The 23,969-nt window shown below is 59.7% G+C and carries 25 protein-coding genes; 14 read left to right on the top strand and 11 right to left on the bottom strand.

Annotated features, from left to right (window positions below; all coding sequences use genetic code 11):
- Positions 1-53 precede the first annotated feature (53 nt).
- Genes lptB through C2E19_RS05780 form a run of 5 tightly spaced genes read right to left on the bottom strand, consistent with a single transcriptional unit; the run spans position 54 to position 3,391 of the window.
- The gene (lptB, locus tag C2E19_RS05760) at positions 54-779 is read right to left on the bottom strand and encodes an LPS export ABC transporter ATP-binding protein (protein ID WP_008085069.1); all 726 of its coding nucleotides are present in this window, start codon (positions 777-779) and stop codon (positions 54-56) included.
- Positions 779-1,324 carry a lipopolysaccharide transport periplasmic protein LptA gene (lptA, locus tag C2E19_RS05765; RefSeq protein WP_129389177.1) on the bottom strand — a complete coding sequence of 182 codons (546 nt, stop codon included), beginning with the start codon at positions 1,322-1,324 and terminating at the stop codon, positions 779-781. Before lptA ends, lptB begins: the two co-directional genes overlap by 1 nt.
- Complete coding sequence (gene lptC, locus C2E19_RS05770) at positions 1,311-1,883, bottom strand: LPS export ABC transporter periplasmic protein LptC (RefSeq protein ID WP_129389180.1); 573 nt, start codon at positions 1,881-1,883, stop codon at positions 1,311-1,313. Before lptC ends, lptA begins: the two co-directional genes overlap by 14 nt.
- An 8-nt stretch (positions 1,884-1,891) precedes the next feature.
- Positions 1,892-2,416: an HAD family hydrolase gene (locus C2E19_RS05775; RefSeq protein ID WP_042557670.1), complete on the bottom strand. Its 525-nt coding sequence runs from the start codon at positions 2,414-2,416 to the stop codon at positions 1,892-1,894.
- Positions 2,417-3,391 carry a KpsF/GutQ family sugar-phosphate isomerase gene (locus C2E19_RS05780; protein WP_064388002.1) on the bottom strand — a complete coding sequence of 325 codons (975 nt, stop codon included), beginning with the start codon at positions 3,389-3,391 and terminating at the stop codon, positions 2,417-2,419.
- Positions 3,392-3,666: 275 nt separating this feature from the next.
- On the opposite strand from C2E19_RS05780, the gene C2E19_RS05785 reads away from it, so the two are divergent.
- The 10 genes from C2E19_RS05785 to hisC all read left to right on the top strand — a co-directional run bounded on the left by C2E19_RS05785 (position 3,667) and on the right by hisC (position 11,619).
- Positions 3,667-4,476: an ATP-binding cassette domain-containing protein gene (locus C2E19_RS05785; protein WP_129389183.1), complete on the top strand. Its 810-nt coding sequence runs from the start codon at positions 3,667-3,669 to the stop codon at positions 4,474-4,476.
- Positions 4,476-5,273 carry a lipid asymmetry maintenance ABC transporter permease subunit MlaE gene (gene mlaE / locus C2E19_RS05790; RefSeq protein ID WP_129389185.1) on the top strand — a complete coding sequence of 266 codons (798 nt, stop codon included), beginning with the start codon at positions 4,476-4,478 and terminating at the stop codon, positions 5,271-5,273. The genes C2E19_RS05785 and mlaE overlap by 1 nt, the downstream gene beginning before the upstream one ends.
- Complete coding sequence (mlaD, locus tag C2E19_RS05795) at positions 5,273-5,740, top strand: outer membrane lipid asymmetry maintenance protein MlaD (protein WP_129389188.1); 468 nt, start codon at positions 5,273-5,275, stop codon at positions 5,738-5,740. Before mlaE ends, mlaD begins: the two co-directional genes overlap by 1 nt.
- Positions 5,741-5,751: 11 nt before the next feature.
- Positions 5,752-6,396 (top strand): phospholipid-binding protein MlaC, encoded by a 645-nt coding sequence (locus C2E19_RS05800; protein WP_129389191.1) that lies wholly within the window; start codon positions 5,752-5,754, stop codon positions 6,394-6,396.
- Entirely contained in the window at positions 6,393-6,698 is a 306-nt protein-coding gene (locus C2E19_RS05805) for a lipid asymmetry maintenance protein MlaB (RefSeq protein ID WP_129389194.1), read from the top strand. Before C2E19_RS05800 ends, C2E19_RS05805 begins: the two co-directional genes overlap by 4 nt.
- Positions 6,699-6,813: 115 nt before the next feature.
- Positions 6,814-7,053 carry a BolA family protein gene (locus C2E19_RS05810; protein ID WP_007912386.1) on the top strand — a complete coding sequence of 80 codons (240 nt, stop codon included), beginning with the start codon at positions 6,814-6,816 and terminating at the stop codon, positions 7,051-7,053.
- A 22-nt stretch (positions 7,054-7,075) separates the two neighbouring features.
- Positions 7,076-8,341 carry a UDP-N-acetylglucosamine 1-carboxyvinyltransferase gene (murA, locus tag C2E19_RS05815; protein WP_053117117.1) on the top strand — a complete coding sequence of 422 codons (1,266 nt, stop codon included), beginning with the start codon at positions 7,076-7,078 and terminating at the stop codon, positions 8,339-8,341.
- 124 nt (positions 8,342-8,465) lie between these two features.
- Complete coding sequence (gene hisG / locus C2E19_RS05820) at positions 8,466-9,101, top strand: ATP phosphoribosyltransferase (protein ID WP_007912384.1); 636 nt, start codon at positions 8,466-8,468, stop codon at positions 9,099-9,101.
- 124 nt (positions 9,102-9,225) lie between these two features.
- Positions 9,226-10,563 (top strand): histidinol dehydrogenase, encoded by a 1,338-nt coding sequence (gene hisD, locus C2E19_RS05825; protein ID WP_129389197.1) that lies wholly within the window; start codon positions 9,226-9,228, stop codon positions 10,561-10,563.
- Positions 10,564-10,566: 3 nt separating this feature from the next.
- Positions 10,567-11,619 carry a histidinol-phosphate transaminase gene (hisC, locus tag C2E19_RS05830; protein WP_129389200.1) on the top strand — a complete coding sequence of 351 codons (1,053 nt, stop codon included), beginning with the start codon at positions 10,567-10,569 and terminating at the stop codon, positions 11,617-11,619.
- Positions 11,620-11,827: 208 nt separating this feature from the next.
- Here hisC and C2E19_RS05835 read toward each other — a convergent pair whose 3' ends face one another.
- The 3 genes from C2E19_RS05835 to algW form a co-directional block, all read right to left on the bottom strand.
- Positions 11,828-12,547: a DUF4198 domain-containing protein gene (locus C2E19_RS05835; RefSeq protein ID WP_129389203.1), complete on the bottom strand. Its 720-nt coding sequence runs from the start codon at positions 12,545-12,547 to the stop codon at positions 11,828-11,830.
- 13 nt (positions 12,548-12,560) lie between these two features.
- Positions 12,561-14,666 (bottom strand): TonB-dependent siderophore receptor, encoded by a 2,106-nt coding sequence (locus tag C2E19_RS05840; protein WP_129389206.1) that lies wholly within the window; start codon positions 14,664-14,666, stop codon positions 12,561-12,563.
- A gap of 88 nt (positions 14,667-14,754) precedes the next feature.
- Complete coding sequence (gene algW / locus C2E19_RS05845; RefSeq protein WP_129389209.1) at positions 14,755-15,912, bottom strand: Do family serine endopeptidase AlgW; 1,158 nt, start codon at positions 15,910-15,912, stop codon at positions 14,755-14,757.
- 103 nt (positions 15,913-16,015) lie between these two features.
- Here algW and C2E19_RS05850 point away from each other — a divergent pair, with 103 nt between their 5' ends.
- The 3 genes from C2E19_RS05850 (at position 16,016) to cysN (ending at position 19,845) form a co-directional block, all read left to right on the top strand.
- Complete coding sequence (locus C2E19_RS05850; protein WP_129389212.1) at positions 16,016-16,774, top strand: Nif3-like dinuclear metal center hexameric protein; 759 nt, start codon at positions 16,016-16,018, stop codon at positions 16,772-16,774.
- A gap of 245 nt (positions 16,775-17,019) precedes the next feature.
- A complete protein-coding gene (cysD, locus tag C2E19_RS05855; protein WP_008085033.1) occupies positions 17,020-17,937 on the top strand; it encodes a sulfate adenylyltransferase subunit CysD in 918 nt (305 codons plus the stop codon).
- A gap of 9 nt (positions 17,938-17,946) precedes the next feature.
- Positions 17,947-19,845, top strand: coding sequence for a sulfate adenylyltransferase subunit CysN (gene cysN, locus C2E19_RS05860; RefSeq protein WP_129389215.1), 1,899 nt, complete (start codon positions 17,947-17,949; stop codon positions 19,843-19,845).
- Between the two features lie 197 nt (positions 19,846-20,042).
- Here cysN and C2E19_RS05865 read toward each other — a convergent pair whose 3' ends face one another.
- From C2E19_RS05865 to C2E19_RS05875, 3 genes are read right to left on the bottom strand one after another with little or no spacing between them, the layout of a single operon-like run.
- Positions 20,043-20,948, bottom strand: a complete 906-nt coding sequence (locus C2E19_RS05865) for an acyltransferase (protein ID WP_129389218.1) — start codon at positions 20,946-20,948, stop codon at positions 20,043-20,045.
- A complete protein-coding gene (pta, locus tag C2E19_RS05870; protein WP_129389221.1) occupies positions 20,949-23,048 on the bottom strand; it encodes a phosphate acetyltransferase in 2,100 nt (699 codons plus the stop codon). It lies immediately after the preceding gene.
- A 60-nt stretch (positions 23,049-23,108) separates the two neighbouring features.
- Positions 23,109-23,435, bottom strand: a complete 327-nt coding sequence (locus C2E19_RS05875; protein WP_129389225.1) for a DUF3565 domain-containing protein — start codon at positions 23,433-23,435, stop codon at positions 23,109-23,111.
- Here C2E19_RS05875 and C2E19_RS05880 point away from each other — a divergent pair.
- Complete coding sequence (locus C2E19_RS05880; protein WP_008085027.1) at positions 23,404-23,889, top strand: peptidylprolyl isomerase; 486 nt, start codon at positions 23,404-23,406, stop codon at positions 23,887-23,889. The two genes, C2E19_RS05875 and C2E19_RS05880, sit on opposite strands and share 32 nt — an antisense overlap.
- The last annotated feature ends 80 nt before the right edge of the window (positions 23,890-23,969 follow it).

Raw genomic sequence — 23,969 nt, forward strand, 5'->3', positions numbered from 1 at the left:
TAAATCGCGCTTGAATCGATACTGCGCTCCGGCGGCACCGGGCACTGTCACGCTTACAGGCGGAATTCGTGGCCCAGATACACTTCCTTGACCAGATCGTTGGCCAGGATGGTTTCTGCGTCACCTTCGGCGATCAGTTGACCGTCGTTGACGATGTAGGCCGTTTCGCAGATATCCAGCGTCTCACGCACGTTGTGGTCGGTGATCAGTACGCCGATACCCTTGGCCTTGAGGTGGTGGATGATCTGCTTGATGTCGCCGACCGAGATCGGGTCGACACCGGCGAACGGTTCGTCGAGCAGGATGAATTTCGGCGCAGTCGCCAAGGCGCGGGCGATTTCCACCCGGCGGCGTTCACCACCCGACAGGCTCATGCCGAGGTTGTCGCGGATGTGGCTGATGTGGAATTCCTGCAGCAGGCTTTCCAGCTCTTTGCGACGTCCGGCCTTGTCGAGTTCCTGACGGGTCTCGAGGATCGCCATGATGTTGTCGGCGACCGACAGTTTGCGGAAGATCGACGCTTCTTGCGGCAGATAGCCGATACCGGCCTTTGCACGACCGTGCATTGGCTGGTGGCTGACGTCCAGGTCATCGATCAGCACGCGGCCCTGATCTGCCTGCACCAGGCCGACGATCATGTAGAAGCATGTGGTCTTGCCGGCGCCGTTGGGGCCGAGCAGGCCGACGATCTGACCGCTGTCGATCGACAGGCTGACGTCACGCACGACCTGGCGGCTTTTATAGGCCTTGGCCAGGTGCTGAGCTTTCAGAGTTGCCATTACTGGGTTTTCTCGTCGGTTTTCTTCTTCGGCTGGATCACCATGTCGATGCGCGGACGCGCCTCGGTGACCTTGCTGCCGGTAGCGCGGCCGGCGCTGGCCAGTTTCTTCACGGTGTCATAGACGATTTTCTCGCCCTGAGTCGTGTTGTTGTCCTTGTCGACAACCTTGGCCTTGTCGATCAGCACGACGCGATTTTGCGCAGCGTGGTACTGGATCGTCACGCCCCAGCCCTGCACGGGCTTGGTGTCACCTTGAGTCTGCAATTGCTCGAAGTAGGCAAGGTTGCCCACCGACGTCACCACGTCGATATCGCCGGCCGGGGTACGGGTGATGGTCACCGTGTTGCCCTTAACGATCATCGAACCCTGGGTGATGATCACATCACCTTTATAGGTAGCGATGCCGTTCTTGTCGTCCAGTTGGGCGTCGTCGGCTTGAATGCGGATAGGTTGCTGCTGATCGTTCGGCAGAGCCCAGGCGCTCACGCTTCCCAGTGCTGCGCCCAGACTGAGCAAAATAGGGAGGGTTTTAACGAGCCTCATACTGTCCTCTTACGTTCGATAGCAGGTGTATCCTGCTTTCCTTCAGGTACGCTTTCATTCCAACGCCAGTTGATACACCGCCAGCGCCGTCGATTCTAACGGGTTGCTCGGTCTGCGCATATTGCTGCTGCGGGAACACTGTCATGCGGGTGGAAGTGATCAGCGTGTCGCGGTTCTTTTCATCGGTGCGTTTGACGCGTACCGAGTCAATCAATTCGACTTCGGTACCGCCCGAGTTCACTTCGCCACGCTCACTGGTCACGTGCCACGGAAAATCAGTGCCGCGGTACATGTTCAGGTCGGGTTTGGTGACCAGGGTGATGTCGGTCGCCTTGACGTGCTCGGCCTTGTCGGACGTCATTTCGTATTGCACTTTGCCGTCCGGCAGGTATTGCAGGGTATGCGTGTTGGTCGCGTACCAGTCAATCGGGGTGTCCACGGACGAGACCGGAGGCTTGTCGAGGAAGCGTTCCGGGCTGATGTTCCAGTAGCCGACCGCGGCGAACAACGCAGCGATGCAGCCGAACAGCAGGAAGTTGCGAAATTTTTTGCTAAACATGATTTGGCTCACAGGTACGCGGCGTTGGCCGCATCGAGGCGGCCCTGGGCGCGCAGGATCAATTCGCAGAATTCGCGTGCAGCACCTTCGCCACCACGGGCGCGAGTAACGCCGTGAGCGTGTTCGCGGACGAAATCGGCAGCGTTGGCAACAGCCATGCCCAGGCCTACCCGGCGGATCACCGGCAGGTCGGGCAGGTCGTCACCGAGGTAGGCGACCTGTTCATAGCTTAGGCCCAGTTGCTCGAGAAGACCGTCGAGAACGACCAATTTGTCTTCGCGTCCCTGAAACAGGTGCGGGATGCCGAGGTTTTTCGCCCGACGTTCGACCACCGGGGTCTTGCGACCGCTGATGATGGCGGTTTGCACGCCGGCATTCATCAACATTTTGATGCCTTGGCCGTCGAGGGTGTTGAAGGTCTTGAATTCGCTGCCGTCTTCAAGGAAATACAGGCGCCCGTCGGTGAGGACGCCGTCGACGTCGAAAACCGCCAGTTTGATCGCTTTGCCGCGTTGCAGCAGATCGGTGCTCATTTACATGACTCCTGCGCGCAGCAGGTCGGAGAGGTTGAACGCGCCAATCGGGCGATCTTCCTCGTCGACGACTACCAGTGCGTTGATTCGATGGTCTTCCATGATTTTCAGGGCTTCGGCGGCGAGCATCTCGGGCCGGGCAGTCTTGCCGTGTGCGGTCATCACCTGGTCGATGGTGGCGCTGCGGATGTCGATGCTGCGATCCAGCGTGCGGCGCAAATCGCCGTCGGTGAAGATCCCGGCGAGTTTGCCATCGGCTTCGAGGATGGCGGTCATGCCCAGACCCTTGCGGGTCATTTCCATCAACGCGTCCTTGAGCAGTGTGCCGCGCTGCACCTGCGGCAGTTCCTGGCCGGCGTGCATGACGTTCTCGACTTTCAGCAACAAACGACGGCCCAGCGCGCCACCCGGATGGGAGAAGGCGAAATCTTCAGCGGTAAAACCGCGTGCTTCGAGCAGGGCGACAGCCAGGGCATCGCCCATGACCAATGCCGCAGTGGTCGAAGAGGTCGGCGCCAGGTTGAGCGGGCAGGCTTCGTGCTCGACGTGAACGTTGAGGTTGACTTCGGCAGCCTTGGCCAGCGGCGATTGCGGGTTGCCGGTAACGCTGATCAGCTGGATGCCCAGGCGTTTGATCAGCGGCAGCAGGGTGACGATTTCGTTGGTCGAGCCGGAGTTCGACAGGGCCAGAATCACATCGTCGCGGGTAATCATGCCCATGTCGCCATGGCTGGCTTCAGCCGGGTGCACGAAAAAAGCCGGAGTGCCGGTGCTGGCCAGCGTCGCGGCAATCTTGTTGCCGACGTGCCCGGATTTACCCATGCCGACCACGACTACACGGCCCTTGCTGGCCAGAATCATCTCGCAAGCGCGTACGAAATCGGCGTCGATATGGGGCAACAAGCCTTGTACGGCTTCCACTTCGAGGCGGATGGTGCGTTGTGCCGATTGAATCAGGTCGCTGGATTGGCTCATGTCAGAAATCGTATAGCCCGATGAAAAGGCGGCGATTATAGCGGTTAAGTTGAAAAGCCTCACGCAAGTTCGTCGTGCTTTGTCATTCCTCGTTACCAAAACCCCGAAAAAGCCACTCCAACCCTGTCAGATTGCCGAACACAGGCCGGCACAGACCTTGGGCGCTTGGCCTTTGCAGTGATATAGTTCGCCGCCAGTTCGGCCTGCCCGGAGGGTATGTGCTTTCCCAGGAAAGCCAGGCGTCCGAGTGAGAGGCTGCATCGCAAGGAGTTTAGATGAGTGCCGATAACGCCTACGCGGTCGAGCTGAAGGGAGTCTCCTTCAAGCGCGGTGCGCGCAGCATTTTCAATAACGTCGATATCCGCATCCCGCGCGGCAAGGTCACCGGCATCATGGGGCCTTCCGGGTGTGGCAAGACCACGCTGCTGCGGTTGATGGGCGCACAATTGCGCCCAACCAGCGGCGAAGTCTGGGTCAACGGCCAGAACCTGCCGAAGTTGTCGCGCAGCGATCTGTTCGATGCGCGCAAGCACATGGGCGTGCTGTTTCAGAGCGGCGCACTGTTCACCGACCTCGATGTTTTCGAGAACGTCGCGTTTCCCCTGCGCGTTCATACCGAGTTGCCGGAAGAAATGATCCGCGACATCGTCCTGCTCAAATTGCAGGCGGTCGGTCTGCGCGGTGCCATCGAGTTGATGCCCGATGAGCTGTCCGGTGGCATGAAACGTCGCGTTGCGCTGGCCCGGGCGATTGCGCTCGACCCGCAGATCCTCATGTACGACGAGCCGTTCGTCGGCCAGGACCCGATCGCCATGGGCGTGCTGGTACGCCTGATCCGTCTGCTCAACGATGCGCTGGGGATCACCAGTATCGTGGTTTCCCACGATCTGGCCGAAACCGCGAGCATTGCCGACTACATCTATGTAGTGGGCGATGGCCAGGTGCTGGGGCAGGGCACGCCGGACGAATTGATGAATTCGGACGAGCCGCGTATCCGTCAGTTCATGACCGGCGATCCCGATGGCCCGGTGCCGTACCATTTTCCAGCGACGGATTACCGCGCAGATCTTCTGGGGAAGCGCTGATGCGCAGATTTTCATTAATAGAACGCGTACGCCGGTTCGGCGAGTCGGCGATCGACGCCGTCGCGGTATTCGGCCGCGCGACACTGTTCCTGTTCCATGCCTTGCTCGGCCGTGGTGGAATCAGCGGCGGCTTCGGTCTGCTGGTCAAGCAGCTGCATTCGGTCGGCGTGATGTCGCTGGTGATCATCGTCGTTTCCGGCATTTTCATCGGCATGGTTCTGGCTCTGCAGGGTTTCAGCATTCTCTCCAGCTACGGTTCGGAGCAGGCAGTGGGGCAGATGGTGGCCTTGACCCTGCTGCGTGAACTCGGCCCGGTAGTGACGGCGCTGTTGTTCGCCGGACGTGCCGGCTCGGCATTGACCGCAGAAATCGGCAACATGAAATCCACCGAACAGCTTTCCAGCCTGGAAATGATCGGTGTCGACCCGCTCAAGTACATCATTGCTCCGCGGCTGTGGGCAGGCTTCATTTCCCTGCCGGTGCTGGCGATGATTTTCAGCGTGGTAGGCATCTGGGGCGGTTCGTGGGTAGCTGTCGACTGGCTGGGCGTGTATGAAGGTTCCTACTGGGCGAACATGCAGAACAGCGTCAACTTCACCAGTGACGTGCTTAACGGCGTCATCAAAAGTATCGTTTTCGCCTTTGTCGTGACCTGGATCGCCGTATTCCAAGGCTATGACTGTGAGCCCACTTCCGAGGGGATCAGTCGTGCCACTACCAAGACCGTGGTATTTGCCTCGCTGGCAGTGCTCGGCCTGGACTTTATTCTGACCGCTTTGATGTTTGGAGATTTCTGATGCAAAACCGCACCCTGGAAATCGGTGTCGGCCTGTTCCTGCTGGCAGGGATCCTGGCTTTGCTGCTGCTTGCTTTGCGGGTCAGTGGCCTGTCTCCGACGTCGACCACCGACTCCTATAAGCTGTATGCGTACTTCGACAATATCGCCGGTTTGACGGTCAGATCGAAAGTGACCATGGCCGGTGTGACCATCGGCAAGGTCACGGCAATCGATCTGGACCGCGACAGCTTCACCGGTCGGGTGACCCTGCAAGTGGATAAAAAGGTCGACAATCTGCCGACTGACTCCACAGCGTCTATCCTGACCGCTGGTCTGCTGGGCGAGAAGTACATCGGTATCAGCGTCGGCGGGGAAGACAAACCGCTGAAGGATGGCGGAACCATCCATGACACGCAGTCGTCTCTGGTACTGGAAGACCTGATCGGTAAATTCCTGCTCAATACCGTTAGCAAAGACGCCAAATGAGGAGCTTTTGAATGATCTCTACCTTGCGACGTGGCCTGTTGGTGTTGCTCGCGACATTGCCACTGATGGGTAACGCTGTGGCGGCACAATCGGCGCATGATCTGGTTCAGGACACCACGAACCGGATGCTTGCCAATCTGTCCGCCAATAAAGAGAAGTACAAGCAGGATCCAACTGATTTCTACGCGGCGCTCAACAGCATCGTCGGGCCAGTAGTGGATGCCGAAGGCATTTCCAAGAGCATCATGACGGTCAAGTATTCGCGCAAGGCCACGCCTGCGCAGATGCAGACCTTCCAGGAAAACTTCAAGCGCGGCCTGTTCCAGTTCTACGGTAACGCCTTGCTCGAGTACAACAACCAGGGCATTACCGTCGATCCTGCCAAGGATGAGTCGGGCGATCGCACCAGCGTCGGCATGACCGTCAAAGGCTCCAGCGGTGCGATCTATCCTGTGCAGTACACGCTGGAGAAGATCGACGGCGAGTGGAAACTGCGCAACGTGATCATCAACGGTATCAACATCGGCAAGCTGTTCCGTGATCAGTTCGCTGACGCGATGCAGCGCAATGGCAATGACCTGGACAAGACCATCAACAATTGGGCAGGTGAAGTGGCCAAAGCCAAAGAGTCCACCGAAAAGAACCAAGCGCAATGAATGAGGCCGCAGTTCGTATGAGTGATGTCGACGAGCTATTGCTCAGCGGAGTGCTGGATTACCGCACCGGGCCTGACCTGCGCAAGGAAGGTCAGGCACTGATCAAGTCCAGCAAAGCGGCGTCGCTGGTGATCGATTGTTCGGCGGTGAAGAAATCCAGCAGCGTCGGTTTGTCGTTGCTGCTGTGCTTCATGCGCGATGCCCACGCGGTCGGCAAGGCTGTGAGCATCCGCGCGATGCCCGAAGACATGCGCGAAATCGCCCAGGTCAGTGAGCTGACCGAGCTGTTGGCGCACCCCTGAACCCGCATCTGTAAAGAAGCCCCCCGTCAGAGTCCTGCCATGCGGGGTTCGCAGGCGCGGGGCTTTTTTGTATGATGTCCGACCCGTGCGCACAGGGCGCCGATTGAGGTTGAGCATGCAGGCCGTAGAAGTGAAGAGCTTCCTTGAAGGAAAGCTGCCCGGAACGTTGGTAGAAGTTGAGGGCGAAGGCTGCAATTTCCAGCTGAACGTGATTAGCGATGAACTGGCGGCGTTGAGCCCGGTGAAGCGTCAGCAGCAGATCTATGCCCATTTGAACCCATGGATCACCGATGGCAGCATCCATGCGGTCACTATGAAATTTTTCAGCAGCGCGGCCTGGGCCGAGCGCACCTGAGCCTAAGGGCGTCGAGATTCTTATGGATAAATTGATTATTACCGGTGGCGCTCGTCTTGATGGCGAGATCCGCATCTCCGGGGCAAAGAACTCTGCCCTGCCGATCCTGGCTGCCACGCTGCTGTGCGATGGCCCGGTGACCGTTGGCAACCTGCCGCACCTGCACGACATCACCACCATGATCGAGCTGTTCGGTCGCATGGGCATTGAGCCGGTGATCGACGAGAAACTCAGCGTCGAAATCGATCCGCGCACCATCAAGACCCTGATTGCGCCGTACGAACTGGTGAAAACCATGCGTGCCTCGATCCTGGTACTGGGCCCGATGGTTGCCCGTTTCGGTGAAGCCGAAGTCGCCCTGCCTGGCGGTTGCGCCATCGGTTCGCGTCCGGTCGACCTGCACATCCGTGGCCTTGAAGCCATGGGCGCGGTCATCGACGTCGAAGGCGGCTACATCAAGGCCAAGGCGCCTGAAGGTGGCCTGCGCGGTGCAAGCTTCTTCTTCGATACCGTCAGCGTGACCGGTACCGAGAACATCATGATGGCTGCTGCTCTGGCCAAGGGCCGTAGCGTGCTGCAGAACGCCGCCCGCGAGCCTGAAGTGGTTGACCTGGCGAACTTCCTCAACGCCATGGGCGCCAAAGTGTCCGGCGCCGGTACCGACACCATCACCATCGATGGCGTCGAGCGTCTGGGTTCGTGCTTCTACAAGGTCATGCCTGACCGTATCGAAACCGGCACCTACCTGGTCGCTGCTGCCGTCACCGGTGGTCGCGTCAAGGTCAAGGACACCGATCCGACCATCCTTGAAGCGGTCCTGGATAAACTCCGTGAAGCCGGCGCAGAAATCACCTGCGGTGAAGACTGGATCGAGCTGAACATGCACGGCAAGCGTCCGAAAGCAGTGAACGTGCGCACCGCACCGTACCCGGCTTTCCCGACTGACATGCAGGCACAGTTCATCTCGCTCAACGCCATTGCCGAAGGCACCGGTGCGGTGATCGAGACGATCTTCGAAAACCGTTTCATGCACGTGTACGAGCTGCACCGCATGGGCGCCAAGATCCAGGTCGAAGGCAACACTGCCATCGTTACCGGTACTGAAGTCCTGAAAGGCGCGCCAGTGATGGCCACCGACCTGCGTGCTTCGGCCAGCCTGGTGATCTCGGCACTGGTTGCCGAAGGCGACACGCTGATCGACCGCATCTACCACATCGACCGTGGTTACGAGTGCATCGAAGAAAAACTGCAGATGCTGGGCGCCAAGATCCGTCGCGTTCCGGGCTGATTGCTGGATTGGGACACAGGGACGTGTCCACTGAGTTTAAGAGTCGAGCCGGTTTCCGGCTCGACGTGTGTCCGGCGCCGATTGCGACCGGACATGAGTACCTTGATAAGGACTGACGTTTCCCATGTTGACCATCGCACTGTCCAAGGGCCGCATCCTTGACGACACCCTGCCGCTTCTCGCCGAAGCGGGCATCGTGCCGACCGAGAATCCGGACAAGAGCCGCAAGCTGATCATCCCCACGACGCAGGACGACGTTCGTCTGCTGATCGTGCGCGCCACCGATGTGCCGACCTATGTCGAGCATGGCGCGGCTGACCTCGGCGTGGCCGGTAAAGACGTGTTGATGGAATACACCGGTCAGGGCCTCTACGAGCCACTGGACCTGCAAATCGCCCAGTGCAAACTGATGACCGCCGGCAAGATCGGCGCGCCAGAGCCCAAGGGCCGTCTGCGTGTGGCGACCAAATTCGTCAACGTCGCCAAGCGTTACTACGCCGAGCAGGGCCGTCAGGTCGACATCATCAAGCTCTACGGCTCGATGGAACTGGCACCGCTGATCGGTCTCGCCGACAAGATCATCGACGTGGTCGACACCGGCAACACCCTGCGCGCCAACGGCCTGGAACCTCAGGAACTGATCGCCACGATCAGCTCGCGCCTGGTGGTCAACAAGGCTTCGATGAAAATGCAACACGCCCGAATCCAGGCGTTGATCGACACTCTGCGCAATGCAGTGGAGTCTCGACACCGCGGCTGATTTACCTGCGCGACCCCAGGTCGCGCCGTCTATCCGCCTCATAGCCAGAGTTCTCAGGTGCCTAAGCGGATCGAATGATAGTTTCGGGCGCCTGAGTTTTTGCCATTCCTATGAGGCTCTCGCTATGACCGCAACGACTGCAATTCGCCGACTCAACGCTGCTGCCCCGGATTTCGCGCATCATCTGGATCATCTGCTGAGCTGGGAAAGTGTGTCTGACGACTCGGTCAATCAGCGGGTGCTGGACATCATCAAGGCTGTGCGCGAACGCGGTGACGCGGCGCTGGTCGAGTTCACCGAGAAGTTCGACGGCCTCGAAGTCGCTTCGATGGCTGACCTGATCCTGCCGCGCGAGCGCCTGGAACTGGCGCTGACGCGGATTACCGTGGCACAGCGCGAAGCCCTGGAAAAAGCTGCGGCCCGCGTGCGCAGCTACCACGAGAAACAGAAACAGGACTCGTGGAGCTACACCGAAGCCGACGGCACTGTGCTCGGCCAGAAGGTCACGCCGCTGGATCGCGCCGGTCTGTACGTGCCGGGCGGCAAGGCGTCGTACCCGTCGTCGGTGTTGATGAACGCGATTCCGGCCAAGGTCGCCGGCGTGACCGAAGTGGTCATGGTCGTGCCGACCCCGCGCGGTGAAATCAACGAACTGGTGTTGGCGGCTGCGTGCATCGCCGGCGTTGACCGCGTGTTCACCATCGGTGGCGCACAAGCGGTTGCGGCTCTGGCCTACGGCACCGAAAGCGTTCCGAAAGTCGATAAGGTGGTGGGTCCGGGCAACATTTATGTCGCCACGGCCAAGCGCCACGTGTTCGGTCAGGTCGGCATCGACATGATCGCCGGCCCTTCGGAAATTCTCGTGGTGTGCGACGGCCAGACCGATCCGGACTGGATCGCCATGGACCTGTTCTCGCAAGCCGAGCACGACGAAGACGCCCAGGCGATTCTGGTCAGCCCGGACGCCGAGTTCCTCGACAAGGTTGCGGCGAGCATCGACAAACTGCTGCCGACCATGGACCGCGCGACCATCATCGAAACCTCGATCAATGGTCGCGGTGCGCTGATTCACGTGAAGGACATGGCGCAAGCCATCGAAGTCGCCAACCGCATCGCCCCGGAACACTTGGAGCTGTCGGTCGCTGACCCGCAAGCCTGGCTGCCGCAGATCCGCCACGCCGGCGCGATCTTCATGGGCCGTCACACCTCCGAAGCGCTGGGCGACTACTGCGCAGGCCCGAACCACGTGCTGCCGACTTCCGGCACCGCGCGATTCTCCTCGCCGCTGGGCGTGTACGACTTCCAGAAGCGTTCGTCGATCATCTTCTGCTCCGAGGCCGGTGCTTGCGAATTGGGTAAGACGGCATCGGTACTGGCCCGTGGCGAATCGCTGAGTGCGCACGCGCGCAGCGCTGAATACCGCATCAAAGACGCAGACTTTCTAAAAGGGCAGGGGAACTGAGCGATGAGTAAATTCTGGAGCCCGTTCGTCAAGGATCTGGTGCCGTACGTGCCGGGCGAACAGCCGAAGCTGACCAAACTGGTCAAGCTCAACACTAATGAAAACCCCTACGGCCCATCGCCAAAAGCCCTGGCGGCGATGCAGGTTGAGTTGAATGACAACCTGCGTCTGTACCCGGACCCGAACAGCGATCTGCTGAAAACTGCCGTCGCCCAGTATTACGGCGTACAGAGCAATCAGGTGTTCCTCGGTAACGGTTCGGACGAAGTGCTCGCGCACATTTTTCACGGTCTATTGCAACACGATCAGCCGCTGCTGTTCCCGGACATCAGCTACAGCTTCTATCCGGTTTATTGCGGTCTGTATGGCATCAAGTTCGACGCAGTGCCGCTGGACGCGCAGTTCCAGATCGACCCGGCCGACTACGCCAAGCCGAATGGCGGGATCATCTTCCCTAACCCGAACGCACCGACCGGTTGCCTGCTGGCGCTGGATGCAGTCGAGCAAATCCTCAAGGCCAACCCGGATTCAGTTGTGGTTGTTGATGAGGCGTACATCGACTTCGGCGGCGATACGGCGATCAGTCTGGTCGATCGTTATCCGAACCTGCTGGTGACGCAGACTTTGTCCAAGTCGCGCTCGTTGGCGGGCTTGCGGGTGGGACTGGCAGTCGGGCATCGGGACCTGATCGAGGCGCTGGAGCGGATCAAGAACAGCTTCAACTCGTATCCGCTGGATCGACTGGCGGTTGTTGGTGCAGCGGCGGCGTTCGAAGATCGCGAGTATTTCGACAAGACCTGCCGTCTGGTGATCGAGAGCCGCGAGTGGGTGATCGCGCAGTTGCAGGCCAAGGGTTTTGAGGTGTTGCCGTCGGCGGCGAACTTCATTTTTGCGCGGCACCCGCAGCATGATGCGGCGGGACTTGCGGCTAAATTGCGTGAGCAGGGCGTGATCGTGCGGCACTTCAAGCAGGAGCGGATCGCGCAGTTCCTGCGGATTTCGATTGGCACGCCGGAGCAGAATCAGGCGCTGATCGACGGCCTCGGCGAGCTTTAAAGGCAAGAGCCCCTCACCCTAACCCTCTCCCAAAGGGAGAGGGGACTGATTGGGGGATGCTGTTGAATTGCACCGACCTGATGCTGCTGTACCGAATCCATAATCGACTCGGTCTTTCAGGTCGATGTACCTCACAAGACAACTCGGTCGGCCCCCTCTCCCTCCGGGAGAGGGCTGGGCGGGCGGCGTTTCCGATGAGGGGCTGCTCTTATTCGTGATGCGGCTCGCCGAGGAATGTCAGTGAGCTGAACAAGCCGCGACTATTAACATCCGCACTGTCCCTCACCGGCACTTCAACCTGCGCCGCAATCACATTCAACCCTTCATTCCTGACCAACACCTGCGCCCGGCCATCCTTGTCAGTCTCGGTGCTCAGCGTGTTCGGCGCGCTGCGATAGTCGCCGATCAACTTCACCCCCGCCGCCGGTTTGCCGTCGAGCAACACCCGCACCGGCAATGACTTGCCAAGCCCCACGGTCAACGGATCAACCTCCGGCAGAATCAGCAATTTGAGTTGATCGAGCTTGGGCAACTTCGCTCCCGGCTGGTAAATCGCCAGGCTGTATTTGAACGTTTCGGTCGCCTCGACAGCGCCCGGCACTTTGCTGCGGCCCTGGTTGATCCACTTCTTGTCGGCGGTTTGCGACCACATGCCATTGTTCAGTGCCACGGCCATCACTGCGGGCGACTTCAGCGGCTTCAAACGGGCGTGATCCGCCAGACGCTCGACGCTGACCGGAATCATCTTGCCGCCCACATCGTAGGCCCAGGCACCGCTGATTTTCTGTGCCTTGAAGGCATTGTCTTCAGCGCCATGGCCGTAGATCACTTCGATATTGCCACGGCGTTGTTCGGTCCAGAGGCCATGGGCCGAGACCTGGCCGGCGAACAGCGCAGCGATGAGCACAAGGGTTTTGCCGTATTGCATGGGGGACTTCCTTTTACAGGTTGAGAGTCAGGCTGACGGTGAAATTGCGCGGCTCGCCGGGGTTGACCCAGTAGTTGCTGTAGGAGCGCTCGTAGTATTTTTCGTCGAAGAGATTGTTCAGATTCAGGCCGACGGTGACGTTGTCGCTGGCTTTGTAATGGGCCAGCAGGTCGACGGTGTGATAGGCCGGTAACTCGAAATCGCTGCCGGATTCACCTGAGCGATCCCCAACATAGGTGAACGCCGCGCCGACGTCCGAGCCGCGCAAACGGCCATCCTGAAATTCATAAACCCCGAGCAGACTGCCGCTGTGTTTGGCCACGCCGAGGATGCGGCTGCCGGTGGGAATCACCGCGTCACCCTGGGTGACTTCGGCGTCGATGTAGGCAAAGGCGCCGATGACGCGTACGGCATCGGTGACTTGCCCAGTGACCTGCCAATCGAAACCGCGACTGCGCGCCTTGCCCATCGCACGGCTGGTGTCGGTGGCCGGATCGAGGGCGAGGACGTTTTCCTTGTCGATGTGGAAGAAGGCGAGGGTGCTGCTCAGGCGCTCGTCGAACAGCGCGTTCTTGATGCCGATTTCGTAGCCGACACCTTCTTCCGGGTCGAAGGATTTGCCGGACGCGTCGAGGCCATTGTTCGGTTTGAACGAGGTCGAGGCATTGGCGAACAGCCCGGTTTCTGGCGTCAGTTGATAGAGCAGGCCGGCGCGTTGGGTGAGGGCGTCATGACGCTGGTTGCTCGGCGCGTTGCGACTGTGGTCGTCGATGTGTTGATCGAAATGCTCGAAGCGCGCACCGATCATCCCGCGCAGTTTGTCGGTGAAAATGATTTGATCCTGCAGGTTCAGCGCATGACTTTCGACGTGTTCGAACGTGTCAGTGCCCGAGCGTGCGCCGTTGGGTTTCGCCTGACCGTAGATCGGTTTGTAGATGTCGATGGCGTAAGGGCCGCCGGCGATGCTGGTGACACGCTCGTTCTTGCGGAAGTTTTCATACTCGGTGCCGATCAGCAGTTCGTGCTGCCACGTACCGAGGTCGAACAGACCGCGCAGCTCGAACTGGGTGATGCTGTCGTGCCAACGGGTATCGCGTTCGCGATAGCGACGGTTGTCGGTGCGGTCATCAGCGCTCAGCGGGCGGTTTTCCGAGGCGTAACCCCAGAGTTTGCCTTCCTTGTAATGACTGGCCAGGCGCAGTTTCCAGCTGTCGTTGAGGTGATGCTCCAACGTGGCCTGAAGCAGATTGTTGTGGTTGTCGATGTTGCCGTCGTTGGGTTCGCCAAGGAAGGTCGAGCGCGAAACGCCGCTCCACTTGTTGTTTGGCGCGACGATGCCGCGATCGAACGTGGAGCTGTGACGGACGATCTCGCTTTCCACCAGCAGCGAGGTGTCCGGGTTCAGTTGCCAACTGATCGAGGGCGCAACAAACATGCGGTGACTGTCGACGTGATCGCGAAAGCTGTGGTTGTCCTCGATCGCGAGGTTGATTCGCGAGAGCACATCACCTTGGTCATCCAGCGGCGTGTTGACGTCCAGCGCGCTGCGATAGCGATCCCAGCTGCCGGCACTGGTTTGCAAAGTGGTGAAGGCTTCGGGCTGCGGTTTGTTGGTGACGATATTCACCGTGCCGCCAGGATCGCCTCGACCATACAGACTGGCGGCCGGGCCTTTGAGCACCTCGATGCGCTCGATATTGGCCGCATCCGGTGTGCTCGGGTAGCCGCGATTAGCGCTGAAACCGTCCTTGTAGAACTCCGAAGTGGTGAAGCCGCGCACGCTGTATTCGTAAAGCGTCAGGCCGCCGAAGTTGTTTTGCTTCGACACGCCGCCAGCGAAATCCAGCGCGCGCTCGACGCTGCTGCTGCCCAGATCCTTGAGCACGCTGGCCGGCACCACGCTGATCGCCTGCGGAATATCGCGGATCGCGGTGTCGGTTTTGGTCGCGCTGGACGAGCGCGTGGCGCGATAGCCATTGACCGGGCCGGTCGGCGATTCGTAGTCGGAAATGACGCTGATGGCGTCGAGTTCGAGGGGTTCGGGTTCTTCGGCGAAAGCTGGATCGACCAGCAGGCCAAGGCTCAGGCCGAGCAGCGAGGCCTTTGTTCGAGACGACATGTTATGTTGTTCCAATTCTTAGAATTGAAACAATATAACATGCCTGTTGAGAATGTCTTTTATTCGCGCGTTTGGCGCGAAAAAAGTCTTACTCTTCTTTTTCCTGCACTGGCGCCGGTGGCGGACGCAAGCCGATTTCAGCGCTCAGCTTCAACTCTTTGCCGTTGCGCATCACCTGAATCGTCACCTTGTCGGTCGGTTTGATCCGCGCGACCTGGTTCATCGAACGGCGACCATCACCGGCCGGCTCGCCATCGATGCTCAGAATCACGTCACCCAATTGCAGGCCCGCCTTCTGCGCAGGGCCATCGCGGAAGATCCCCGCAACCACAATCCCCGGACGCCCGGACAAACCGAACGACTCGGCCAGTTCCTGTGTCAGCGGTTGTACTTCAATGCCCAGCCAGCCACGAATCACCTGGCCGTGCTCGATGATCGACTTCATGACTTCCATCGCCAGTTTCACCGGGATGGCAAAACCGATGCCCTGCGAGCCGCCGGACTTGGAGAAAATCGCCGTGTTGATGCCGGTCAGGTTGCCGTTGGCATCGACCAGCGCGCCGCCGGAGTTGCCCGGGTTGATCGCCGCGTCGGTCTGGATGAAGTCTTCGTAGTTGTTCAGGCCCAACTGATTGCGCCCGGTGGCGCTGATGATGCCCATGGTCACGGTCTGGCCGACGCCGAACGGGTTGCCGATGGCCAGCGCGACGTCGCCGATACGAATGTTGTCGGAGCGGCCGACGGTAATTGCCGGCAGGCTTTTCAGGTCAATCTTCAAGACCGCGAGATCGGTTTCCGGGTCGCTGCCGATGACGCGGGCGAGGGTTTCGCGACCGTCTTTCAGGGCGACCACAATCTGATCGGCACCGCTGGTCACGTGGTTGTTGGTGAGGATGTAGCCTTCCGGGCTCATGATTACGCCGGAACCAAGGCTCGACTCCATGCGTTTCTGCTTCGGCGAGTTGTCACCGAAGAAACGGCGGAACTGTGGATCTTCGAACAACGGATGCGCCGGTTTGTTGATGACTTTGGTGGTGTACAGGTTGACCACCGATGGCGCCGCGATGGTCACCGCGTCGGCATAGGACACCGGGCCCTGCTGCACGCTGGTGGTTTGCGGCGCCTGTTGCAGGTTGACGTCGAGGCTCGGCAGCCCGACCCACTGCGGGTAACGCTGAATAATCAACAGAGCGATAAGCACGCCGGCCAACAGCGGCCAGCCCATAAAACGCAGCGCCTTGAACATTAATCACGTCCTGGAAGAGTTGCAGGCGGGGTCAGACCGCCCATAATGTCGCGCATTATACGAGGCCGCGCGCGCCTCTGAACGGGATATTTAGGAGTCTTTCATGGCCGTTGCCCTCAGCACCCTCGTCGAAGAAGCCGACCGTTACCTTGGCAGTGCGAAAATTGCCGATTATTGCCCCAACGGCTTGCAGGTCGAAGGCCGTCCGCAGGTGATGCGCATTGTCAGCGGCGTCACCGCCAGTCAGGCTCTGCTGGATGCTGCCGTCGAGGCCGAGGCCGATCTGGTGCTGGTGCATCACGGCTACTTCTGGAAGGGCGAAAACCCGTGCATCACCGGCATGAAGCAGCGTCGACTGAAGACCCTGCTCAAGCACGACATCAGTCTGCTGGCCTATCACCTGCCGCTGGACCTGCACCCGGACGTTGGCAATAACGTCCAGCTGGCTCGCCAACTGGACATCACGGTGGAAGGGCCACTGGATCCGGACAATCTGAAAATCGTCGGTCTGGTCGGCTCGTTGAAAGACCCGATGACCGCGCGCGATTTTGCCCGCAAGGTCCAGGAAGCCATGGGCCGCGAGCCACTTTTGATCGAGGGCAACCCGATGATCCGCCGGGTCGGCTGGTGCACCGGTGGCGGTCAGGGCTATATCGATCAGGCCGTCGCGGCGGGCGTCGATCTGTATCTCAGTGGTGAAGCCTCCGAGCAGACCTTCCACAGCGCCCGCGAAAACGACATCAGCTTCATCGCCGCCGGCCACCACGCCACCGAACGCTACGGCGTTCAGGCGCTCGGTGACTACCTGGCGAAACGCTTCGCCCTCGAACACATCTTCATCGACATCCCCAACCCCATCTGACACCGCCCACATTCCCCCTGTAGGAGCTGCCGAAGGCTGCGATCTGTTGATCTTGTTGTAAAAGGCCAGATCAAAAGATCGCAGCCTGCGGCAGCTCCTACACGGGCGGATCGGCCGAACTGGCGGGCATATTCATATACCCTTTCGATCTAGTTGGCGTCCTGATTAGAAGAGGCCGCTGTGCTAGGATTTCCCGCTCGAACACGGCCCGCTGGCCGTTCATAAGAAAGTTTTCGTGAGTAGCCATGGTCGACAAACTGACGCATCTGAAACAGCTGGAGGCGGAAAGCATCCACATCATCCGCGAGGTCGCCGCCGAGTTCGATAACCCGGTGATGCTGTACTCCATCGGTAAAGACTCCGCCGTGATGCTGCACCTGGCACGCAAGGCGTTCTTCCCGGGCAAACTGCCGTTTCCGGTGATGCACGTCGACACTCGCTGGAAATTCCAGGAGATGTACAAGTTCCGCGACAAGATGGTCGAAGAACTGGGCCTGGACTTGATCACCCACATCAACCCCGATGGCGTGGCGCAGAACATCAACCCGTTCACCCACGGCAGCGCCAAACACACCGACATCATGAAGACCGAAGGCCTGAAACAGGCGCTCGACAAGCATGGTTTCGATGCAGCCTTCGGCGGCGCCCGTCGCGATGAAGAGAAATCCCGCGCCAAAGAGCGCGTGTACTCGTTCCGCGACAGCAAGCACCGCTGGGACCCGAAAAACCAGCGCCCAGAGCTGTGGAACGTCTACAACGGCAAGGTCAACAAGGGCGAATCCATCCGCGTATTCCCTCTGTCGAACTGGACCGAACTGGACATCTGGCAGTACATCTACCTCGAAGGCATCCCGATTGTGCCGCTGTACTTCGCCGCCGAACGCGAAGTGATCGAGAAGAACGGCACGCTGATCATGATCGACGACGAGCGCATCCTCGAGCACCTGTCCGACGAAGACAAAGCGCGCATCGTCAAAAAGAAAGTGCGTTTCCGCACCCTTGGCTGCTACCCGTTGACGGGCGCGGTGGAGTCCGAAGCCGAGACGCTGACGGACATCATCCAGGAAATGCTCCTGACGCGAACTTCCGAGCGCCAGGGCCGGGTCATCGACCACGATGGCGCAGGCTCGATGGAAGACAAAAAACGTCAGGGTTATTTCTAAGGGGTTGTCATGTCGCACGTATCTGATTTGATCAGCGAGGACATCCTCGCCTACCTGGGCCAGCACGAACGTAAAGAGCTGCTGCGCTTTTTGACCTGCGGTAACGTCGATGACGGCAAGAGCACCCTGATCGGGCGCTTGCTGCACGACTCGAAGATGATCTACGAAGATCACCTCGAAGCGATCACCCGCGACTCGAAGAAAGTCGGCACCACCGGTGACGACATCGACCTGGCCTTGCTGGTCGACGGCCTGCAGGCCGAGCGCGAGCAGGGCATCACCATCGATGTTGCTTACCGCTATTTCTCTACTGCCAAACGCAAATTCATCATCGCCGACACTCCCGGCCATGAGCAGTACACCCGCAACATGGCCACCGGTGCCTCCACCTGTGACCTGGCGATCATCCTCGTCGATGCGCGTTATGGCGTGCAGACCCAGACCCGTCGCCACAGCTTCATCGCGTCCCTGTTGGGGATCAAACACATCGTCGTCGCCATCAACAAGATGGACCTGAAAGACTTCGATGAAGGCGTGTTCGAGTCGATCAAGGCTGACTATCTGAAGTTCGCCGAAGGCTTGAAGATGAAGCCGACCAGCATGCACTTCGTGCCGATGTCTGCCCTCAACGGCGACAACGTGGTGAACAAGTCCGAGCGCTCGCCTTGGTACAAAGGCCAGTCGCTGATGGAAATCCTCGAAACCGTGGAAGTCGCCGGCGATCGCAACTTCACCGATCTGCGTTTCCCGGTGCAGTACGTCAACCGTCCGAACCTGAACTTCCGTGGTTTCGCCGGCACGCTGGCCAGCGGCATCGTCAAGAAAGGCGACGAAGTGGTGGTGCTGCCGTCGGGCAAGAGCAGCCGCGTGAAATCCATCGTCACCTTCGAAGGTGAACTGGAACACGCAGGTCCAGGTCAGGCCGTAACGCTGACCATGGAAGACGAAATCGACATCTCCCGTGGCGACCTGTTGGTGCATGCCGACAACGTGCCGCCGGTCACCGACAGCTTCGAAGCGATGCTGGTGTGGATGGCTGAAGAACCGATGCTGCCGGGCAAGAAATACGACATCAAACGCGCCACCAGTTACGTGCCGGGCTCGATTGCCAGCATCGTCAACAAGGTCGACGTCAACACTCTGGAAGAAGGCCCGGCGAGCGCGTTGCAGCTCAACGAAATCGGCAAGGTGAAGATCGCGCTGGACGCGCCGATCGCCCTCGACGGTTACGAGAGCAACCGCACCACCGGCGCGTTCATCATCATCGATCGCTTGACCAACGGCACGGTTGGCGCCGGCATGATCGTCGCACAGCCAGTGACGCACGGCACCGCCACGCACCACGGCAAACTCGCGCACGTTGCCACTGAAGAACGCGCTCAGCGTTTCGGCCAGCAACCGGCTACCGTGCTGTTCAGCGGCCTGTCGGGCGCGGGCAAGAGCACGCTGGCGTATGCGGTTGAACGCAAGTTGTTCGACATGGGCCGTGCGGTGTTTGTGCTGGATGGGCAGAACCTGCGTCACGACCTGAATAAAGGTCTGCCACAGGATCGCATCGGCCGTACCGAAAACTGGCGTCGTGCCGCGCACGTGGCGCGTCAGTTCAACGAAGCCGGCCTGGTGACCCTGGCCGCGTTCGTTGCACCGAGTGCCGAAGGGCGCGAGCAGGCCAAGGATCTGATCGGCAAGGATCGTCTGTTGACGGTCTACGTACAGGCCTCGCCGGCCGTGTGCGCCGAGCGTGATCCGCAAGGTCTGTACGCTGCTGGTGGCGACAACATCCCGGGCGAATCCTTCCCGTACGACGTGCCGCTGAATGCCGATCTGGTGATCGACACGCAGACGCTGAGTCTGGAAGAAAGCGTCAAGCAAGTGCTGGATCTGCTGCGTCAGCGTGGCGCGATCTAAGCAATAAAGCAGCGACAAGCTTCTAGCTTCAATCTGCAAGAAAAAGCCCGCCGATGAGCAATCATCGGCGGGCTTTTTTATTCGGGCACAAGGCGATCAAAACTGTGGGAGCGAGCCTGCTCGCGAAAGCGTTATCTCATTCAACATCTTTGCAAGCTGATCCACCGCTTTCGCGAGCAGGCTCGCTCCCACAGGGGTTAGTGGTGATCGGGATATTCGCGGTGCATCTGTTCGAGCAGCGCATCCTTGTCCAGCCACAGCTGATTGATCCAGCCCTGAAACTGCAAACGATACTCACCGTCCTGATCGTAGTTCTTGCCGATGAATTGCTGCGGGATCTTCAGCTCTGCAAAGTGCACCACCACATCGCGCACATTGCCGCACAGCAGGTCCCAAAACCCCGGACGCCCGGCCGGGTAGTGAATCGTCACATTGACGATCGACTCCAGCTGCTCACCCATCGCATCCAGCACAAAGGCAATCCCGCCAGCCTTCGGCTTGAGCAGATATTTGAACGGCGATTGCTGTTGCGCATGCTTGCTATCGGTAAACCGCGTGCCTTCGACAAAGTTGAAAATCCCCACCGGGTTATGACGAAACTTCGCACACGTCTTGCGCGTGGTTTCGAGGTCTTTGCCTTTCTTCTCCGGGTGCTTGGCCAGGTACGCTTTGGAGTAACGCTTCATGAACGGAAAGCCCAGCGCCCACCAGGCCAGACCAATCACCGGGACCCAGATCAGCTCCTGCTTGAGAAAGAATTTCAGCGGCTGAATCCGACGGTTGAGCACGTATTGCAGCACCAGAATATCGACCCAGCTCTGGTGGTTGCTGGTGATCAGGTACGAGTGCTGATAGTCGAGGCCTTGCAAGCCGCTGATGTGCCAGCGGGTGCGTCGAACCAGATTCATCCAGCCCTTGTTATTGCTGATCCACGCTTCATGGGTGTGGCTCATCAGCCAACCGGCGATGCGTTGGGTCAAGGCAAACGGCAAGGCCTTGACCAGCGCCACGCAGAACAGAAACGAGCAGAGCAGAATTGTGTTGAGTGCCAACAGCAGCGAGGCGATCACGCCGCGCACGGGTGCAGGTAGAAAATCCAGCATTTACACATCCATAGGTCGGTTGGCGGCTTGAATCGCGGTGAGGGCGATGGTGTAGACGATGTCGTCGACTTGCGCGCCGCGCGGCAAATCGTTCACTGGTTTGCGCAGGCCTTGCAGCATCGGCCCGAGGCTGACGCAATCGGCGCTGCGCTGTACGGCTTTGTGCGTGGTGTTGCCAGTGTTCAGATCCGGGAAGACAAACACCGTAGCGCGACCGGCGACCTGACTGTTCGGCGCCAGTTGCCGGGCTACTTCAGCGTTGGCGGCGGCGTCGTATTGCAGCGGGCCGTCGATCAGCAGCGAGTGCTGTTGTTCGTGAGCGAGCAGGGTGGCCTCACGCACTTTTTCGACTTCTTCGCCGGTGGCCGATTCGCCGCTGGAGTAACTGATCATCGCCACACGTGGGGTGATGCCGAACGCCGCTGCCGAATCCGCGCTTTGCAGGGCAATCTCGGCCAGTTCGGTGGCGCTTGGGTGCGGGTTCATCACGCAGTCGCCGTACACCAGCACTTCTTCCGGGAACAGCATGAAGAACACCGACGACACCAGCGTGCAACCCGGTGCGGTCTTGATCAACTGCAAGGCCGGGCGGATGGTGTTGGCGGTGGTGTTGATCACACCGGAAACCAATCCGTCGACTTCGTCCAGCGCCAGCATCATGGTGCCGATCACCACAGTGTCTTCCAGTTGCTGCTCGGCCATCGGCGCGTTGAGACTTTTGGTTTTGCGCAGGGCTACCATCGGTTCTACATAGCGCTCGCGGATCAGATCCGGATCAAGAATCTCCAGGCCCGGCGGCAACGTAATGCCTTGGGCGCGGGCGACGGCTTCGACGTCTTCCGGTTTGGCCAGCAACACGCAACGGGCAATCCCGCGCTCCTGACAGATCGCCGCCGCTTGCACGGTGAATGGCTCGCTGCCTTCAGGCAGAACGATACGTTTGTTCGCCGCCTGTGCACGTTGAATCAACTGATAGCGGAACACCGCCGGCGACAGGCGCATTTCCCGTGGCGTACCGCAGCGCTGGTGCAGCCATTTGGCGTCGAGATGGCTGGCGACGAAGTCAGTGATGATCTCCGCACGCTCGCGGTCATCGATCGGGATTTCCTTGTTCAAACCGTTGAGCAGGTTGGCGGTGTCATACGAGCCGGTGCTCACCGATAACACTGGCAAGCCGGCCTGCAACGCGCCTCGGCACAGATCCATGATGCGCGGATCGGGCAGGGTGTCGCTGGTCAGCAACAGGCCGGCCAGCGGCACGCCGTTAATCGCCGCGAGGCTGACGGCGAGGATGATGTCGTCGCGGTCCCCCGGCGTCACCACGAGCACACCGGGCTTGAGCAGCTCGACGGTGTTGCGCATGGTCCGCGCACAAATGATGATTTTGGTCATCCGCCGGGTTTCGTAGTCGCCGGCGTTGAGCACTTGTGCGCCCATCAAATCGGCGACGTCGCGGGTGCGTGGCGCGTTGAGTTCGGGCTGGAACGGAATGCAGCCGAGCAAGCGGAAATCGCCGCTGCGCAGCAACGGCGAATGCTCCTTCAGGCGCGTGGCAAAGGCTTCCATGCTCTCGTCGGTCTTGACCTTGTTGAGGATCACCCCGAGGACTTTCGGGTCCTTCGGGCCACCGAACAATTGCGCCTGCAGTTCAACCCGACCGGAGAGTTCGGCGAGCACTTCGTTTTCCGGCGCCGAGACCAGAATCACCTCGGCATCGAGGCTTTTGGCCAGGTGCAGGTTGACCCGCGCGGCGTAGCTGGCGCTGCGGGTCGGCACCATGCCTTCGACGACCAGCACGTCTTTGCCGATGGCGGCTTGCTGATACAGGGTGATGATTTCTTCGAGCAGCTCATCGAGTTGACCGTCGCCGAGCATTCTCTCTACGTGCGCGAGGCCCAATGGTTGCGGCGGTTTCAGGCCGTGGGTGCGTGCCACCAGTTCGGTGGAGCGCTCAGGGCCGGTGTCGCCCGGATGCGGCTGGGCGATCGGTTTGAAGAAGCCGACTTTCAAGCCGGCGCGCTCCAATGTACGCACCAGCCCGAGGCTGATGGAGGTCAAACCCACGCCAAAATCGGTGGGCGCGATAAAAAAAGTTTGCATGCGAATTCTCTAAGGGTGCATGGCAATGGTGTCAGCTTATATCTGGCTGACTACCGAAATTCAGTCGCCAAGGTTATCGCTAACCGGGGCTTGAGCGCACCAACCGCAGGCAAAGGGTTGGCCTATTTTTTCAATACGTTGCGCCGGGTCGAGCACCCACGCCCGCGATTGCCAGGGCGGCTGGTGACGCAAGTGTTGGGTGTGGCCACAGGAAAGCTCGGCCACCCAATGACCTTCTTCGTCCTGATGGAAGCCTGCGATCGTCGAAACCCGTTTGTCCGGGTTGTGTTCGCTTTCGCGCGATTGCTTCGCTAAACTTGGCCTTTCTATATTCTTCTGCAAAAGGTCTCGCCCCATGCTGATCGCCGCCAATAAGGCTGTCTCCATCGACTATACCCTGACCAACGACGCTGGTGAGGTCATCGACAGCTCCGCCGGCGGCGCTCCGCTGGTCTACCTGCAAGGCGCAGGCAACATCATCCCGGGCCTGGAAAAAGCTCTGGATGGCAAAGCTGTCGGCGACGAACTGGAAGTTTCCGTTGAGCCGGAAGATGCTTACGGCGAATACGCCGCTGAACTGGTCAGCACCCTGAGCCGCAGCATGTTCGAAGGCGTTGACGAGCTGGAAGTCGGCATGCAGTTCCACGCTTCGGCGCCGGACGGCCAGATGCAGATCGTCACCATCCGTGACCTCGACGGCGACGACGTGACTGTTGACGGCAACCACCCGTTGGCCGGTCAGCGCCTGAACTTCAAAGTGAAGATCGTTGACATCCGTGATGCCAGCCAGGAAGAAATCGCTCATGGCCACGTCCATGGCGAAGGTGGCCATCACCACTGATTTTCTGCGCTAAGCTTCGAGTACTGGAGAGGCGCCTGCGGGCGCCTTTTTAGTCCGCGGCTGTCCTTGGTGGCCTCGCC

It is taken from the genome of Pseudomonas sp. DTU12.3, assembly GCF_004124275.1.
GTDB lineage: Bacteria > Pseudomonadota > Gammaproteobacteria > Pseudomonadales > Pseudomonadaceae > Aquipseudomonas > Aquipseudomonas helmanticensis.